Annotated in this window: 15 protein-coding genes; 12 read left to right on the forward strand and 3 right to left on the reverse strand. The window is 43.9% G+C overall.

All coding sequences use genetic code 11. The features are described 5' to 3' along the window. The first annotated feature begins 211 nt into the window (after nucleotides 1–211). The 5 genes from FZC78_RS09210 (at nucleotide 212) to FZC78_RS09235 (ending at nucleotide 6,979) form a co-directional block, all read left to right on the forward strand. Nucleotides 212–1,093 (forward strand): ABC transporter permease subunit, encoded by an 882-nt coding sequence (locus tag FZC78_RS09210; protein WP_148939391.1) that lies wholly within the window; start codon nucleotides 212–214, stop codon nucleotides 1,091–1,093. Beyond that, the gene (locus FZC78_RS09215) at nucleotides 1,090–2,130 is read left to right on the forward strand and encodes an ABC transporter permease subunit (protein ID WP_148939392.1); all 1,041 of its coding nucleotides are present in this window, start codon (nucleotides 1,090–1,092) and stop codon (nucleotides 2,128–2,130) included. The genes FZC78_RS09210 and FZC78_RS09215 overlap by 4 nt, the downstream gene beginning before the upstream one ends. Next, nucleotides 2,124–2,735 (forward strand): hypothetical protein, encoded by a 612-nt coding sequence (locus FZC78_RS09220; RefSeq protein ID WP_148939393.1) that lies wholly within the window; start codon nucleotides 2,124–2,126, stop codon nucleotides 2,733–2,735. The genes FZC78_RS09215 and FZC78_RS09220 overlap by 7 nt, the downstream gene beginning before the upstream one ends. A 344-nt stretch (nucleotides 2,736–3,079) precedes the next feature. Then, nucleotides 3,080–4,570: a peptide MFS transporter gene (locus FZC78_RS09225; protein WP_148939394.1), complete on the forward strand. Its 1,491-nt coding sequence runs from the start codon at nucleotides 3,080–3,082 to the stop codon at nucleotides 4,568–4,570. Between the two features lie 945 nt (nucleotides 4,571–5,515). Then, complete coding sequence (locus tag FZC78_RS09235) at nucleotides 5,516–6,979, forward strand: M20 family peptidase (protein ID WP_148939396.1); 1,464 nt, start codon at nucleotides 5,516–5,518, stop codon at nucleotides 6,977–6,979. 225 nt (nucleotides 6,980–7,204) lie between these two features. Here FZC78_RS09235 and FZC78_RS09240 read toward each other — a convergent pair whose 3' ends face one another. Next, complete coding sequence (locus FZC78_RS09240) at nucleotides 7,205–7,909, reverse strand: Dps family protein (protein ID WP_148939397.1); 705 nt, start codon at nucleotides 7,907–7,909, stop codon at nucleotides 7,205–7,207. A gap of 159 nt (nucleotides 7,910–8,068) precedes the next feature. On the opposite strand from FZC78_RS09240, the gene FZC78_RS24260 reads away from it, so the two are divergent. Further along, nucleotides 8,069–8,314, forward strand: a complete 246-nt coding sequence (locus tag FZC78_RS24260) for a hypothetical protein (protein ID WP_252183561.1) — start codon at nucleotides 8,069–8,071, stop codon at nucleotides 8,312–8,314. 54 nt (nucleotides 8,315–8,368) lie between these two features. Then, nucleotides 8,369–8,965: a vanadium-dependent haloperoxidase gene (locus FZC78_RS09245; RefSeq protein WP_252183562.1), complete on the forward strand. Its 597-nt coding sequence runs from the start codon at nucleotides 8,369–8,371 to the stop codon at nucleotides 8,963–8,965. A 450-nt stretch (nucleotides 8,966–9,415) separates the two neighbouring features. Here the strand turns inward: FZC78_RS09245 and FZC78_RS09250 are convergent, their stop codons facing one another. Next, the gene (locus FZC78_RS09250) at nucleotides 9,416–10,186 is read right to left on the reverse strand and encodes an SDR family oxidoreductase (RefSeq protein ID WP_148939398.1); all 771 of its coding nucleotides are present in this window, start codon (nucleotides 10,184–10,186) and stop codon (nucleotides 9,416–9,418) included. Nucleotides 10,187–10,234: 48 nt separating this feature from the next. Next, nucleotides 10,235–10,849 carry a GTP cyclohydrolase I FolE gene (folE, locus tag FZC78_RS09255; RefSeq protein WP_426898246.1) on the reverse strand — a complete coding sequence of 205 codons (615 nt, stop codon included), beginning with the start codon at nucleotides 10,847–10,849 and terminating at the stop codon, nucleotides 10,235–10,237. A gap of 290 nt (nucleotides 10,850–11,139) precedes the next feature. Here folE and FZC78_RS09260 point away from each other — a divergent pair, with 290 nt between their 5' ends. The 5 genes from FZC78_RS09260 to FZC78_RS09280 all read left to right on the forward strand — a co-directional run bounded on the left by FZC78_RS09260 (nucleotide 11,140) and on the right by FZC78_RS09280 (nucleotide 16,665). Then, entirely contained in the window at nucleotides 11,140–11,997 is an 858-nt protein-coding gene (locus FZC78_RS09260) for a dimethylarginine dimethylaminohydrolase family protein (protein ID WP_148939400.1), read from the forward strand. A gap of 179 nt (nucleotides 11,998–12,176) precedes the next feature. After that, complete coding sequence (locus FZC78_RS09265) at nucleotides 12,177–12,866, forward strand: response regulator transcription factor (protein WP_148939401.1); 690 nt, start codon at nucleotides 12,177–12,179, stop codon at nucleotides 12,864–12,866. Then, complete coding sequence (locus tag FZC78_RS09270) at nucleotides 12,863–13,867, forward strand: sensor histidine kinase (RefSeq protein WP_148939402.1); 1,005 nt, start codon at nucleotides 12,863–12,865, stop codon at nucleotides 13,865–13,867. The genes FZC78_RS09265 and FZC78_RS09270 overlap by 4 nt, the downstream gene beginning before the upstream one ends. Nucleotides 13,868–13,967: 100 nt before the next feature. Beyond that, entirely contained in the window at nucleotides 13,968–14,732 is a 765-nt protein-coding gene (locus tag FZC78_RS09275) for an ABC transporter ATP-binding protein (protein WP_148939403.1), read from the forward strand. Further along, complete coding sequence (locus FZC78_RS09280; protein ID WP_148939404.1) at nucleotides 14,719–16,665, forward strand: FtsX-like permease family protein; 1,947 nt, start codon at nucleotides 14,719–14,721, stop codon at nucleotides 16,663–16,665. Before FZC78_RS09275 ends, FZC78_RS09280 begins: the two co-directional genes overlap by 14 nt. The last annotated feature ends 184 nt before the right edge of the window (nucleotides 16,666–16,849 follow it).

Below are 16,849 nucleotides of genomic sequence, written 5' to 3' on the forward strand. Positions count from 1 at the left end.
CCAGCTCCGACAGGCAAATGTTCCGCAGAGAAAAAAAGGCGGTCTTTCCTTTTATTCTCTGCGGGTTATTTGACCCCGAGGAGCTGGGCGCTGAAGCTCGACGAGGAAAGAGCATAGTTAAAGTCAACCATGGAAGTGAATATTAAAATTTTCTACGCATTTAGAAACGGCAGTTATCCACTGCCTTATCGATAAAAAAGGAGGCTTTCCCTTGAGTAAAATATTGTGGCTGCCTGTTCAGTTCCTACTGACATGTGCAGGGTTATTTCTATTTAGTGCAGCCGGTTCACTGCTTTTCTATGATCATGAACTCGTCATACATATTGCCAAGTACCTTCATACGCTGAAGCAAATCTTCCATGATGTACTGAATCCCGGATCCATTTCCATTATCGTTGATGATAACGGAAAAAGTTATCCGATATTCCCGATGCTGTTACAACTGTTCGGGTACTCGTTCCTTCTTCTGGTAACAGCCTTTTCCATCGCTGTCGTCGTTTCGGCTGTCGTCAGCTATCTGATCATGTTCCTGCCACGTTGGGCAAAACGGGTATGCATGCGTATTCTTGATTTATTTGATTCCCTTCCGGATGTGATGATTGTTGTACTTCTGCAATTATTCATCATTTGGCTTTTCAAGAAGACGGATATCCTCATGTTTGATATCTACAAGCTGGGCGAAGACAAAATCTATGTGCTGCCGATTGTCTGCCTGGCTGTCCTGCCAATTGCCTTTCTTACAAAACATTTCCTTTTTCAGATAAGAGAGGAAGAAGACAAGCCATACGTTGAATACTCATTTTCCAAAGGGTTTTCAAAGGCTTATACTTTGTGGGTTCATTTGTTTCGGAACGTCTGGGTTCAATTTTATTATCACATCAAACCGATTTTCTTATTGATGCTTTCTAATCTGCTCATCATCGAAATATTGTTTAATATTAATGGATTTATGTTTGTTCTGCTAAAAACAGCTACTGCAGAACCAAGTGCGTTCTTCATTGGCATGCTGATGATTTACGTGCCATTTTTCATCATCTTCAGCATAGGGCAGGTTCTTTTAACCAAGACGATTGGAGGGGAAGTTGAGGTATGAGTATTTTCAAATCTTTCCGGTTCTGGATACCCTTTGTCATCCTGGCGGGCATGATTGCAGGAAGCTTTATCGTTCCTGTCATCTATCCGGATCTACAGGCTGAAGGACCGCCATATATAACAGATCCTGAAACCTCTAAAGTCATTGCTGCAGCGCCTTATTCTCCTTCAGAAATGCCTCCTATGGGAAGTGACAGGCTGGGAAGAAATATTTTCCTGCTGCTTATCGATGGTGCGAAGTATACTTTGCTTGGTGCCCTGGCCATCGCATTGCTGAGGATGGCAGGCGGCTTTGCGACAGGACTTCTGTATGCTTTCATGCCGTCATGGCTGAGATCCGGTTTTAAAGGTTTTTGGGATACATTCAATTTCATTCCGCTTGCCATTGTCGGTTACATCCTGCTGTACCCGCTTCAAGCGGCTTACGAAGCACAGGCACTTACAAGCATGCGCTTTTTGATTATTGAAGTAGTCGTCATTGCCCTCATCGTCATTCCTTCCCTTGGCATGTATGTTGGACAGGGGATGAATGATTTCATGAAGCAGGAATTCGTGGATGTTTCAAGACAAATGGGGGCCAGCCGCTTTCACTTGATCAAGAAACATTTACTGCCTCACTACGGCCGGCACTCTATTGTTCTATTTTCTGAACAGCTGTCTCAAACTCTTCTTCTTTTGATCCAGCTTGGAATCTTAAAAATCTGTCTGGGCGGACTGATGACCGCAGAGTTCGGTATCATGGAAAGCATTCCTGTATATTTTTCAGCCATAAATGAATGGGCTGCCACAATCAGTATCAACATCCAGCAGGTTTTCATCAAACCTTATATCGTATTGGGTCCGCTCCTTTTCTTTGCAGTATCCATTTATTGTGTAAATGAGATCAGCTCAGTATTAAGGTCTGTACTTATTGAAGGCAACACTGTCGGCCTGAAGCGCCTAAGGAAGAAAAACAGACGGACAAGCACGCCAGCTGCCACTCATCAGCCTCAAAGAGAAGACTTTTCCTTTGCTGATAAGGAGAAACAGGCATGTTAAAAAAAGCTGTATCCCTTTTGGTGTTGGTTTCTGTTCTTCTAATGGCGGCCGGCTGCCGGGTGGTCCTGGTGGATGAAGCCCTGGCCGAAGAAGAAGAGGCACCTCAAATCGCGTCAGGAAACGAAACTATTATCATGGAGTCTAACGTGCGTTTTGATAAAAGAATGGTGGTCCGCGGTCAAACAAACCTGCCTGAGGGAAGCGTCATCCAGGCTGGCCTGAAGGAATATCCAGATGCCGCTGCAATCGAACAAGTTATGGATGCCACAGCACAACCCTTAGAAGAATTCATACTGACTGACACAGGGGAAGTTGGAGAGGACGGTACCTTCTTAATCGTTCTCAAAAGAGGAGATACTGAAAAAAGGTATCAGCTCATCGTTGAATTTCCTGCAGATTTACAGCCGCCCGCCGTTCAAGAGAAATACGGCATATACGGGCAAAATATCGGGGACAGTGATGGTGCTTACCAATACGATAAAGACGGAAAGACCTATACAGGCATCATCAGATTTGCACCAATACCTATGCCTTCCGATCACGGCTTCTATAGCGGTAAGATGAAGCTTAATTCTGACCCTTCCAAGGCAAAGCCCTTTTGGTGAGGTTAATAAGTACTGTTATGTAAGGTCATTTTTAGTAACGATTAAAAAACCTACAAAAGAAGCATTTTATCTAAAATAGAATAATTTTCAGAAGATCCCTGGCCGGCTTAGGACCAGGGATCTTTTGATTTATTCTGATTTTCCCTTATGAATATATAGGTGTATACTCCCCTGAATCATTATTTAAAAATAATAATAATTATCAAATAACAGAAGAGAACTATGATCAATTACCTATAATTTTCTTTTATTCTCAATACTTTCACTAGTCATACTTTTAAGTATTTTGACAATGACAAAAAAAGTAATTATTATAGTAAAGTATTTTCAGAGGAGGTACACATATGTCTAAATCAGATAAACAGAAGATTGTCGAGAGTGTCCCGCAAAAAGGATTCTTCGGGCACCCTAAAGGACTCTTCACGTTATTTTTCACAGAGTTCTGGGAGAGATTTTCTTACTATGGCATGAGAGCCATTCTTGTATTCTACATGTATTATGAGGTATCAGAAGGCGGCCTTGGATTGGATGAAAACCTTGCCCTTTCCATTATGTCCATCTATGGTGCTTTGGTTTATATGTCCGGTGTCATCGGAGGCTGGCTGGCTGACCGGGTATTCGGCACATCTAAGGCAATATTCTACGGTGGAATATTGATCATGTTCGGTCATATTGCTTTAGCGATCCCTGGAAGCCTTTCCATGTTTTTTGTGTCAATGGTGTTCATTGTCATTGGTACAGGCCTGTTAAAGCCAAACGTGTCCAGTGTCGTCGGTGAAATGTATCCAGAAAGCGACAGCCGGCGCGACGCCGGGTTCAGCCTTTTCTATATGGGGATCAACCTTGGGGCCTTCCTGTCTCCGCTGATTACAGGGGCCCTTTCAGATTCCTACGGCTTTCACTGGGGCTTTGGAGCTGCAGCAGTCGGAATGCTGCTGGGATTAATCGTTTTTGTTATTACAAAGAAGAAAAACTTAGGGTTGGCAGGAACGTATGTCGGAAACCCGCTGACATCTTCTGAGAAGAAAAAGTACTCCACTATCATTGCCATAACGGTTATTCTTGTGGGTGGACTGCTGGCGTACTTGATTCCAAACGGTTTGTTCACGGTCAATATGTTTATTAACCTGATTGGATTCTTAGGGATCTTGATTCCGACTCTTTATTTCCTAGCTATGTACTTCAGCCCAAAAACAACGGAAGTAGAGCGCTCACGGGTCATCGCCTATATCCCGTTGTTCATTGCAGCTGTGATGTTCTGGGCAATCCAGGAACAGGGCTCAACCATCCTGGCCAGCTATGCTGATAAAAGAACGGATCTTGAATTTGCAGGAATCACGATTTCTCCAGCATGGTTTCAATCTTTGAACCCCCTATTCATCATCATTCTGGCACCTGTCTTTGCTTGGATGTGGGTGAAACTGGGTGACCGCCAGCCAAATATTCCGCAAAAATTCTCTATGGGATTATTGTTTGCCGGGCTTTCTTTCCTAGTCATCCTTATCCCGGGCTACATCAGCGGAGATGCACTTGTAAGTCCTTTATGGCTGGTTCTCAGCTACTTTATCGTTGTGTTGGGTGAACTTCTTATTTCACCAGTGGGACTTTCTGCAACCACTAAACTTGCGCCCGTCGCCTTCTCAGCTCAGACAATGAGCGTCTGGTTCCTGGCAAGCGCTGCGGCACAAGCATTGAACGCACAGCTTGTTAAGTTCTATACCCCCGCTAACGAAACCCTTTACTTTGGGTCCATCGGAGGCGCAGCCATACTGCTGGGTATCATTTTGTTCGTCATCGCCCCTATTATCCAAAAGTTTATGAGGGGCATTAAATAGTACAAATTAGAAAGCTTGAGGATTCCTCAGGCTTTTTTCTATTATAAAGGCACTTTTCTAAGGGATTGTTGCTTTTGAATGCTACTTTATCCTCCTCCCCATTTCCAGTAGAAAGATTGGAGCAGAAATCCATTATTTTAAAATAGGCTCAATCTTTGCGGAAGGCTGTTTCCGCAAAGATTGCTGCAAATGATAGGTAATGGATTTCCGCTCCGGGCGGGCGGTGAAGCAAAAGAGGAAGCGGCCGTTCAGCGACGTACAGATTTATGGGCTCTCGTATGAGATAAAGAAATCACGAAGAGCGTTAGCGATTCGATGATCATTTCCCTATAATTAAAAATAGCGATTTAAATTGGAATTCAATTAAGCACAGAAAAAGTCCAGAACCCGACTTTTTCTCATAACTGCCTCTCAATTTGTAAGGAAATGATCTAGATGACTTATCTATATAAAGGGGAAAGGCCCCGCTCAGCGGCGTACAGATTTTAGGACACTCGCATGAGATAAAGGAATCACGGAGAGCGACAGCGATTCGATGATGACTTATCGCAAGGAGGAGTCAGGGAAGTAAATGTTCCGTATCGAAAAAAAGGCGGTCTTTCCTTTTTTTCGATGCGGGTTATTTGACCCCGAGGGGCTGGGCGCTGCAAATAGATGCCCGCTAGTCCCGCATGAGATCTTCCGCCTGCAGCGAAGATCCTCATACGTAAAGAGAGTTGAAGGTGAAATTCCGTTAAAGCAACATTTACTTTTGCTTACCACAGGATATTCCCTGTAAATAATAGTGTTATTTTTCAGTGTTCATTTAAAATAGCAACAATGTTTACGAAAAGAGCCTTGCGGAAACAGCCTTTAAAAAAGAACTCTGTCGAAAACTCTATTGCAGAATTCCATTTCCAATCCTCAGCAACTGCATTAAACTATAGTTAAAAGGGAGGTTCCCCAATGAAAATCTGGAAGCTAGCATCTTTAATTATTGGCAGTCTCATTACGCTTTTTCTGATTGTAACCGCTTTCAACTTTTTTACCATTCAATCTAAACAACCTGTTCCAGATCCTGAAAAAATCAACTTTGATGAAGAAAAAGCTATTAAAAACCTCTCTGAGGCCATAACCTACAAAACCATTTCTTATCAAGACCGCAGTAAATTTGAACTTGAAGAGTTCCAGCGCTTCATCGATTTTTTAGATCGCACCTATCCCTCTGTTCATCGTGAATTGGACCTGGAAAGAGTCAATGATTATGCACTCCTATATACCTGGAAAGGCAATGATTCTTCGAAAAAACCGATCGGCTTGACCAGCCATTATGATGTAGTTCCTGTCCTGCAAGGTACCGAGGAAAACTGGGATCATGACCCTTTCAGCGGCACGGTTTCGGGGGATAAGATCTGGGGACGGGGCACTCTCGACGATAAAATCGGGGTGATCGGAATTCTGCAAGCCCTTGAGCATCTGATAGACGAAGGGTTTCAGCCTGAAAGAGATATGTACTTCATGTTCGGGCATGATGAAGAAATCGGCGGAGAAGAAGGGGCAATGGCCATTGCAGCGTTACTGAAGGAAAGAGGCGTGCAGTTTGATTTTGTCCTCGATGAAGGAGGTGCCATAGTGGAAAACATGGTACCGGGTGTCAAGGCTCCCGTTGGTGTAGTAGGCATTTCGGAAAAAGGATCGGCGACTGCAAAACTTTCAATCGAGGGCAGCGGTGGACATTCCTCCCAGCCGCAGAGCCAGACCAATATCGGCAGAATTGCCGGTGCCATAGCCAAATTGGAGGAAACCCAGTTCCCAGAGGACCTTAAAGGGCCGGGAGAAGATTTATTTGAATATGCGGCCCCCGAAATGAATTTCGGGATGAAATATATATTTTCTAATAAATTTATTTTTGAACCAATCATTGAGGAAGTTTTATTAAATGAGCCTGCTTCTGCAGCACTAATCAGAACGACAATCGCTCCAACGATTTTCCAGGCCGGGGAACAATACAATGCCCTCCCTGAGGAAGCAAGTGCCATCATCAACCTCCGCCTCATGCCTGGTGACTCTTTGGAAGATGTAAAAGAATTCATTGAAAAAACTATTGAGGATGATGCCATAGCCGTTGAAGTGACGGGGAGCGAAGCAACAAAGGTATCTTCATTGAAAGGCAAGCCGTTCAATGCCATACAGCAGGCAGCCAGGAATGTTTACAGCGAGGCTGTCATCGCCCCCTACCTGATGGTTGCCGGATCGGATGCTAAACATTATGACAGTGTTGCCGATAATACGTACCGCTTTCTCCCTGTCCAGATCACTTCCGAAGACCTTAACCGGATGCACGGCACCAATGAGCATGTCAGCACAGAGAATTACCTTAATGCCGTAAAATTTTATGTGGAGTTTGTTAAAGAAAGCAACCGATACTAAATAAAAACCTGCTTCCAGACAAGGAAGCAGGTTTTTGATTTTTATAAAGTGATGGGGAGTCACCACTTTTCACAACCTGTTTTCGTATATTGCTGCTTTCGGGAAAATCCCAAGATCAGGATTCCCATTTCCAAATATTGATATTTCTTCAGAAGTAGTACCAAAGAAAAGAGCCTTTTCAAAAGGGGTTCTAAGAGTTAAGAAAAGTACCCTGTCAATTCAAGGTCAATTTGGAAGGTTGTCATTAAGATGGCGGTTGTTAGCGATATCCTCCTTGCCGTCCAAAAGATGCGTCATGCCGCGGACCAGGGTATCATCTTCAAGAAGGCTCCAGAGGTGATATCCAAAGTCTTCTCTTTTCAAAAGAACTTCTTCCAAAACCTGAACTGTACCAAAGTCATTTAGCTCGTGCGCACGCTTGATTGTTTTTCTCATCATACCCTGAATTTTGATCTCATGTTCCAGATCATTGCGAAGGTAATCCCTCATTGTGTAACGGCCTTCCACTTCGTGTTTAATATAGGAAATTTCATGCTGTGTAACAGGATGGGCAGTAGGCACGACACCAAGCCTTGCAACACGCTCACCTACCATATCAATGTGCTTCTCAGTTACATCGATATGTTCATCCAGAATATGATGAAGACTTCCAAATGATTCGGCACCTTCTGTGAGCCAATGATGCTTGGTGTATTGATGTAACGCCACGTTTAAAGCACACAAATGTTCATCAAGCATCAATCCCATCTCCAGCCTGGTTTCATAAGGAAGGCTTATTCCGCTTCCTTCCTTTCTGGCTGTTCGAGGCTCCTGTCTTAGGATCATTTCATTTGAATGCTGGTTCATGTGGCCGGGCATGTTCGGGTCAAACCCTGACTTCGATAGCTTGAATTCGTCATGGGAGAATCCTTGATTATCATGGGTCTGCATTTGTCGTTACCTCTTTTCGGGGGAATTTTTACTTCTTTATTGTCCATATACTCTGTGTAAGTTATTCAGGATTTTTCACTCTCTTTCGTCAACCCCATTACTCCCACCTACTCCCCAGCCCCTCCAACTTCATACTATAAGGAAAGGAGGTGAATTTATATGAGAGAACCTTATTTACTATGGTCTGAAACCCCCTATGCCGGGGAAAGCGGGCCCCCTGGGAATCCCGTTACACCCTCTGCTGGTTCATGGCCCCTTCTTTTCTTGAAGCGGCAGCTGGATGGGGACATTGTTACTCCCGAAGGAAAGGAAGTTGAGCGGTTTCTCAAACATCCGAATATGATCGATTTTGAAAGAGAGCTCAAAGTGGTCAAGAAGACCTTGAATACACTGACTGAAACGTAAAAAAAAATCGCTGTCTATTATGGAAGCGGAGTTCCTACTAAACAATGGACACCCGTGATAGACCGGCTGATCGACACCTATAACGTCTCCCCTACTGCTGCAGCCCAGATACAGGGTTACATCCACGGAGCTGTTAATGATGCCATGGTCGTCACCTGGGATCTGAAGTATAAATGGGATGTGGCGAGGCCCAATCAGTATGACCAAACACTGGAAACATTGATTTGTACGCCGCGTTTCCCAACTTATCCTTCTGGGCATGCCGTCATGTCCGGATGCGCAGAAACTGTTTTAAGTTATTTCTTCCCACGAGAGGCACGCAAGTTGAATAAAGTAGCAGAAGATGATGCCGACAGCAGGCTCTTTGGAGGCGTTCATTTTCCTTCAGACAATAGCGAGGGCCTCCGGTTAGGCAGGACAATTGGCAAAGTGGTCATCAACCATATTAAACGCCAGCCTGGATTTGATCCGCATATGGTATCTCACAGCTATAAAAACGCTAACCTGCTTCCTGAAGATTACCGTCAATTCATTCCATATGATTTTCCACTCGACTGCTCATCTTTAGTGATCGGAGAGGAAGATAGCCGACGGAAGAAGCCGCTGCAGAATCTTGATGCACCAAAGCCTTTTCTTAAGAAACTGAGTTAAGCTTTTTAAACCTTCTCGCGGGAAGGTTTTTTTGTTCACTTCATGCTTGGGCGCTAAGTATATGGATGTGTCCTCATCACCCTCGGCTAATCATGAAATATAGCGGCCTGACTTGAGGATTGGAGCGCGCCTGTTTCTTGAGCCGGGTAGTGTGAGATAGACCGGGCAGTGGTTTGTTGGGGGGAGCGCTGTTTTTGCCGAGCGAGGGACATCTTCTTTCGGTTTTCCCACTTTGATGTACCTCGCTTGCCGAGCAAAGTACATTATCTTTCGGTTTTCCCGATTTGATGTACCTCGCTTCCCGGGCGAAGTACATTATCTTTTGGTTTTCCCGATTTGATGTACCTCGCTTGCCGGGCGAGGTACATTACCTTTCATTTTTCAGCTTCAGATGTACCTCGCTCCATACCAAAAAATCCCGCACAAGTTAGAGTGCGGGATTTTTACAATTCAGGAATGCAGCAGCCCATTGCGGCTGACAACATTGATGCCTCCAGAGGCTGAGATGACACTTCCCGTGATAAGGTCAGAGTTCTCATCACACAGGAAGCCGACGAGACGTGAAATATCCTCCCCAGTGCCAGACCTGCCGATGGGCGTCCGATCGTCCTTCAGACCCCTGGCAGATTCAATGGAAGACTCTTTCATTTCACCCCTGATGTCGCCTGGGCATATCATATTAGCTGTGATGCCATACTCGGCTTCTTCCAAAGCAATGGATCTTGTTAGTGAAACCAGTCCCACCTTTGCTGCACTGAAGGCTGAACGGTAGATCCATCCAGGTGAGTGCTCGGCATCCTGGAAGCCATAATTGACGATCCTGCCGAATTTTTGCCTTCTCATGATCGGTACAGCGAGTTTCAGAAAATGAAAAACGGCCGTCAAATTCCCGTTGATCATTTCTTCCCACTCATGATCCTCATAATCAATCAGTTTTTTGCGCTCAAAAATATAAGGACCGGCGTTATTGACAAGATAATCAATGCGGCCAAACCGGCCCATAGCTTGATCAATGATGTTTTTGATATCTTCCTTTTTGGTAATATCGCCTTGAACAAACTGAAGCTGCTCAAGAAAGGGAGCCCATTCTTGTTTTAACTGTTCAACCCTCTCAATATCGCTCCTGAAATTGACCGTCACAGAGCAGCCCCGCTTAAGGAATTGCTCGGTCACTTTTTTCCCAAGCCCTTTGGAACCGGCAGTGATCACTGCGTGTCTCATTTTTCTCACCTGCACTATCGACATTATCATTTAGGTTTATCGGCCCTGCTATCTATTCAAAAGGGATAGAAATTCCATCCTGTTCTCCGTCTTCTCTGAGTAAATTCCCCTGACCGCCGTAGTCGTCGTGGAAGCAGTCGACTTCTTGATGCCGCGGCCGCACATGCACATATGTTTAGCTTCAACCACGACCATCACACCTTGCGGCTCAAGAACCTCCTCGACCGCCTGAGCGATTTCATTCGTCAGTCTTTCCTGTACCTGAAAACGCTTGGCATACCCTTCAACCAGGCGGCCGATTTTGGATAAGCCCGTAATTTTTTTGTCTGGTACATAGCCTACGTGGGCGACACCAAAGAAAGGAGCGAAATGATGCTCGCACATCGAATGGAACTCGATATCTTTTACCATCACTAATTCTTTATGGTCAACATCGAACACTTTTTCCAAATGCGTTTTCGGGTCTTCACGATAGCCCTCTGTATACTCCAGGAATGCTTTTAGTACACGGAAGGGTGTTTCCTGCAGACCATCACGATCCGGATCATCACCGCATATCTCAATCAAATTCTTGATTCCATCCATATATTGCTGCGCCTTAATTATATCTCTATCTATATCCCCAGAAGTGCCTTTAAACAAATCCTGGAGTTTTTGAAGCATGAATTGATCTTCGGTCATCAACATAATAAATCTCTCCACTCTCTATTATGAAATAAAACCTTAAGCATCAAACTTACGGTTTCATGTTATACATACTATATCACAAATTCCTGCAACCTTTGATAATCAGTATACTCTTGAAAAACATTACCAAACATTTTAGCACGTTAAAGCACTTAGAGGGACAGTCCCTTTTAGTGCTGTAGTGTGTTGGAATGCCAAAAAAGGATAAATATTATCTCCCTGTTCAGTCTATCCTAAGGGTAAATTCATTTATGAGGAGAGTTCTTATGAGTACAGATTCTCAAGAGAAATACAGAACATACTGCGGCAGTGAGTATGATACATTAAAGCGGGTCATTCTATGCGAGCCTCATTATATGACAATCCGTGATGTCATCAATGAGACTCAGAGGAAATTCAAGGATGAGGGGATACATATTGACAAAGCCGTCGAACAGCACGGCCAGTTTGTTAAAACCCTGAGAGATAATGGCGTTGAAGTGGCTCTTCTTCCTTATCATAAAAAATACCATGAGCAGGTTTTCACCCGTGACATCGGGTTCACCTTGGGACAGACAGTATTCGTCGCCAGAATGGCCAGTGATATCCGGAGAGGCGAAGAAACTGTATTGAAGCAATGGCTTGAGGATGAGGATCTTTCTTATTACAATCTTGCAGAAGACAGAATCGAAGGCGGAGATGTTGTCATTGATCAAGGTACCGTTTATGTAGGCCTCAGCGACAGAACTACGCAAAGTTCGGTTGATCACCTGCAGAGCATTCTGCCGCATTATGAAGTGAAGGGAATCAAGTTCAAAGCCGAATACCTGCACTTAGATTGTGTCTTCAATGTTATTTCACCCACAGAAGCACTTATTTTCCGCGAAGCCTTGACGGAACAGGACATCGAATTTTTCGGTTCCCGATATGAACTGATCGAGGTTTCTAAAGAAGAACAATTCACCCTGGGAACAAATTTACTATCAATAGGCAGCAAAAAAATTCTCAGCTTGCCTGTCAATAAAGAAGTGAATAAACAACTCCGCGATCGAGGCTTTGATGTAATAGAAGTAGATATCACCGAGATTATTAAATCAGGCGGTTCTTTCCGATGCTGTTCACTTCCGATTTTGAGAGAGATTTGACTGCTCACTTCTGCCACGAAATATATTCGGACTCTGGGCAGGCACATAACTTTTCAACACGAACCATCAGCAGGGATCCCCCATCATCCCTGCTTTTCGTGGTCCTGATTTGATGTATAGCTGCTCGGAAAAGTTTGTTATAATCAATGTAAAATCCGGGCGACTGTGTGGTGTAAACATTGTTTAACATTCTCGTTATCGAAGACGATTTAACCTTATTTCAAGAAATCAAAGAACGTTTGTCTCAATGGTCTTATGAAGTTCATGGTATCGGCGATTTTGCAATGGTCCTCCAGGAATTCACTGAACTTAAACCCGACTTGGTCATCATTGATATCCAGCTTCCCAAGTTTGACGGCTTTCACTGGTGCCGCCTGATAAGGTCGCATTCCAATGTGCCGATCATCTTTTTATCTTCCCGCGACCATCCCACAGACATGGTCATGTCCATGCAGCTCGGAGCAGATGATTTCATCCAAAAACCCTTTCATTTTGAAGTATTGGTTGCCAAGATCCAGGCTACTCTGCGGCGGGTGTATAACTATAATACGGATAGCGTCCACCTTAAGACATGGAACGGAGCAACAGTGGATTATGAAAAAAACATGGTGTCCAATGAGTCGGGAGCCATAGAACTGACCAAGAACGAAATCTTCATCCTGAAACTTCTGATTGAAGAAAAAAATAAAATTGTCAGCAGGGAAAAGTTAATGGAAAGCCTATGGGATGATAAACGCTTCATCAGTGATAACACCCTCACCGTCAATGTCAACCGTCTCCGGAAGCGCCTGCAGGAAATCGGGCTGGGAAGCTTCATTCAAACGAAGGTAGGCCAGGGCTATATTGCTAAGGAAGAGGATAACAGATGATCCGGCTGTTTCTAAGAGAAAGGCTCAGCTGGATTTTCCTCTATCTATTTTTCCTGCTATTCCTTATCTTTGTCTCTTATATTGACCCGTCCATTCCGCTCCAGCCCATTATGTATTTCACTTTCCTGGCTCTGCTCATTTTTTCTATCTTTCTTGTTATCCGATTCAACAAAGAAACCAAGTTTTATAAAGAATTGATTGATCGTGAGGACGACCTCGATCCTTCCACCCTTGTCAATGGCAGCAGCCCATTTGAAAAAATCGTCGAAGAAAGCTTGGCTGGACAAAGCGAAACGCTGCGAAAATCAGCCTCTCAAAACCATTTAACGCTTGAACAGGAAAAAGATGATCTCCTGTCATGGATACATGAAGTGAAAACACCTCTTACCGCCATGCATCTGATCATTGGCAGGGTCGGGGATCAGCCCCTGAAATCCGCTTTGACGTACGAATGGCTTCGGATCCACATGCTTCTCGATCAGCAGCTTCATCAAAAAAGAATTTCCTTTATTGAAAATGATCTCTACATAGAAAAGACCGATCTTGAAGAACTTCTCTATGGAGAAATCAAGATGCTTCAATCTTGGTGCATTCAAAAAGGAATCGGGTTTGACATCGATTTAAAGGCTTGCGAAGTGTTAAGTGACGCCAAATGGCTTGCTTTCATCCTGAGGCAGATTTTATCCAATTCCGTAAAATACAGTGATCAAGAAGACATCAGGATTAATAGTCATCTTGAAAACGGCACTATCATTCTGAGCATTCAGGACTTAGGTAGGGGGATCAATCCAAAAGACCTTCCAAGGATTTATGATAAAGGGTTTACCTCTACGACTGACCATCAAGACAGTGCTTCGACCGGAATGGGACTTTACCTTGCCAAAAAGGCAGCCGAGCCGCTCCATTTAGATTTGCATGTGAAATCAGCACCAGGGGCGGGGACCACTTTCACTCTCACCTTCCCAAAGGAAAATGATTTCACCACCATCAGGAGCATGTGACAAAACTGTCACATGCTTTTGCTTATTGTTAGATGATTCGAAGGAATTTCCTCTTCCCCCTTTCTATAATGAAGGTATCAACCAAAAGGAGTTTGAAGCGATGAATATTTTAGAAGCAGCCAAAGTTCATAAAAGCTACGGAAATAAATTCAATAAACAAGAAGTATTGAAAGGAATCGACCTTTCCATCGGGGAAGGAGAATTTGTCGGCATCATGGGCGCTTCTGGTTCTGGAAAAACAACGCTGCTCAATGTCTTGTCATCCATCGATACAGTCAGCGGCGGCAGCATTACCATCAACGGCAATGAAATGACCTCCCTCAAGGAAAAGCAGCTTGCTCAGTTCCGGAAGAATCACTTAGGGTTCATCTTCCAAGAGTATAATTTGCTCGATACCCTGACCGTTAAAGAAAACATTTTGCTGCCTCTTTCCATCACAAAAACACCACGGAAGGAAGCCGAGCAAAGATTCAAAGCTTTAGGGGAAGAGCTTGGAATCTACGATATTAAGGATAAGTATCCAAATGAAATTTCAGGCGGACAAAAGCAGCGCACATCAGCTGCACGGGCCTTCATCCATGAACCCAGCATCATTTTTGCCGATGAACCGACCGGGGCACTGGATTCCAAGTCCGCTTCCGACCTCCTTAATAAGCTTTCCGATCTTAATCAGAAAAGAAAAGCAACTATCGCAATGGTCACTCATGACCCGACTGCCGCAAGCTTCTGCAGCAGAGTCATTTTCATAAAAGACGGACAGATTTATACCCAGCTCATTAAAGGGGAACAGTCCCGGCAAAGCTTTTTCAAAGATATCATCAAGACCCAGGCGGTACTAGGCGGTGTTCAGTATGAGCATGAATGATCTTATCTTCCGCAACCTGAAGAAAAATCTAAAGAACTATTATCTGTATGTTTTCGCCTTGATTTTCAGTGTTGCCTTATACTTTGCGTTCGTCACATTGCAGTTCGATCCTTCGATGGATGAAACAAAAGGGACGATAAAAGGCGCAGCAGCAGTCCGGACAGCATCCATTTTACTTGTGGCCATCGTTTCCATTTTTCTGCTTTATGCCAATAACATCTTTATCAAAAGGCGCAGCAAAGAGATCGGCCTTTTCCAACTGATCGGGATGACAAAGGGACGGATTTTCCGCCTCCTCAGCGCTGAAAATTTTATCCTTTATTTCGGCTCCATTATTGCGGGCGTCTTCATAGGCTTTTCTTTTTCAAAGCTGATCATCATGGTTTTGTTCAAAGTGACCGGAGTCGATGCCATCGCCACCCTTCACTTTTCTCAACGAGCGCTGATCCAGACCTTGATCGTGTTTGCGGGGATCTATCTGCTGATTATGCTGATGAACTATATCTTCATCAAGAGGCAGAGCATTCTTTCGTTATTCAGAGTGACCTCCTCGACAGAAGAGCGGGTAAAGAAAATCTCCATATGGGAAGTGCTCATGGGTGTTCTAGGTCTGCTGTTGATTCTTGCTGGCTACTATACTTCTTCCAAGTTATTCGGTGGAGATTTCACGACAATCAATCAATTATTCTTTGCGATGGCCTTCATCTTGGCCAGTGTGATCATTGGAACGTACTTCTTTTATAAAGGATCTGTCCGGTTCATAGCCAACCTGATCAGAAACAGAAAAAACGGTTATTTGAACATCTATGAGGTGCTGTCTCTTTCCTCCATCATGTTCCAGATGAAATCAAACGCTCTTCTTCTGACAATCATCACCACTGTATCTGCGCTCGCCATCGGTCTTCTTTCACTGAGTTATATCTCGTATTATTCTGCAGAAAAATCAGCTCAAAACAGTGTGCCGGAAGACTTTACTTTTACAACTGGAGAGGAGGCTCAGCAGTTTAAAGACCTGATGGCGGAGAATGGAATTTCTTTTACAGAGGAAAAGATCGAGGTTCTCCAAGTTAACCTGGATGCCTCTGACATTATGGAGACTAAGATGGATCAGGTGAATATGAATCCGGAGAGAGTGACATTCTCTGTCATTAGTGAAAGATCGGCAGAAGGAATCGAGCTTGAGGAAGATGAGCTTATGTTTACTGGATATAATGATATGTTCCAGTCCTTCCTTTCCTTAAAAGATTCAGGAAGGGTGACCTTACTCAGCAATTCCAGTGAGATTCCGCAAAAATATCTAGGAATAGAAAAAGAGTATTACATCTCATGGTATTTCACAGCCGGCGGGGTTCCTGTAGCCGTGGTGGATGAATCCATCTTTGAACGCCTAAAAAACGAGCTTGATCCAGAAATCCAGAAGCCTTCTTCTCTTTACATCGGAGTCAATATTAAAGATGAAGCGCAGCTAGAGAAGGCAAACGAGCTTTTCAGCGAAACCGATTTAGCTGAAAATGGCGGTAATGATTCTCAACTGGCGATGAGTACCTCACAGAAACAAACTATGGGTGTCACCATGTTTATTGTCGGATTCTTGGGATTAACCTTCCTGATTACATCCGGGTGCATCCTCTACTTCAAGCAAATGGACGAAAGCGAAAGTGAGCGCCAACACTATACGATTCTAAGAAAACTCGGCTACACTCAAGGCGACCTCCTTAAGGGCATCCAGCTGAAGCAGATGTACAATTTCGGTATCCCCCTTGTTACAGGACTGCTTCACAGCTATTTTGCCATCAAATCAGGCTGGTTTTTATTCGGAACGGAATTATGGACACCCATGCTCCTCGTGATGGGCCTCTACACGGCACTCTATTCGATATTTGGGATCTTGTCTGTTTTGTACTATAAAAAAGTAATAAAAGAATCCTTATAAACTGCAGCCCCAGTCTTTTTGACTGGGGCTTTTAGTTTGTAACATAAGCTCGGCAAAAAGGGATGCAACACCACTGTAAAAAGGAAGAGAAAATCATCATTTTTCTTTTATTAAGCACCTCGGGAATAGTTCTATTATAATCACTTTATAGTTTGTGAAATATTTCACAATTACTTCACATACT

Source organism: Rossellomorea vietnamensis (genome assembly GCF_008180415.1).
Lineage (GTDB): Bacteria > Bacillota > Bacilli > Bacillales > Bacillaceae_B > Rossellomorea > Rossellomorea vietnamensis_C.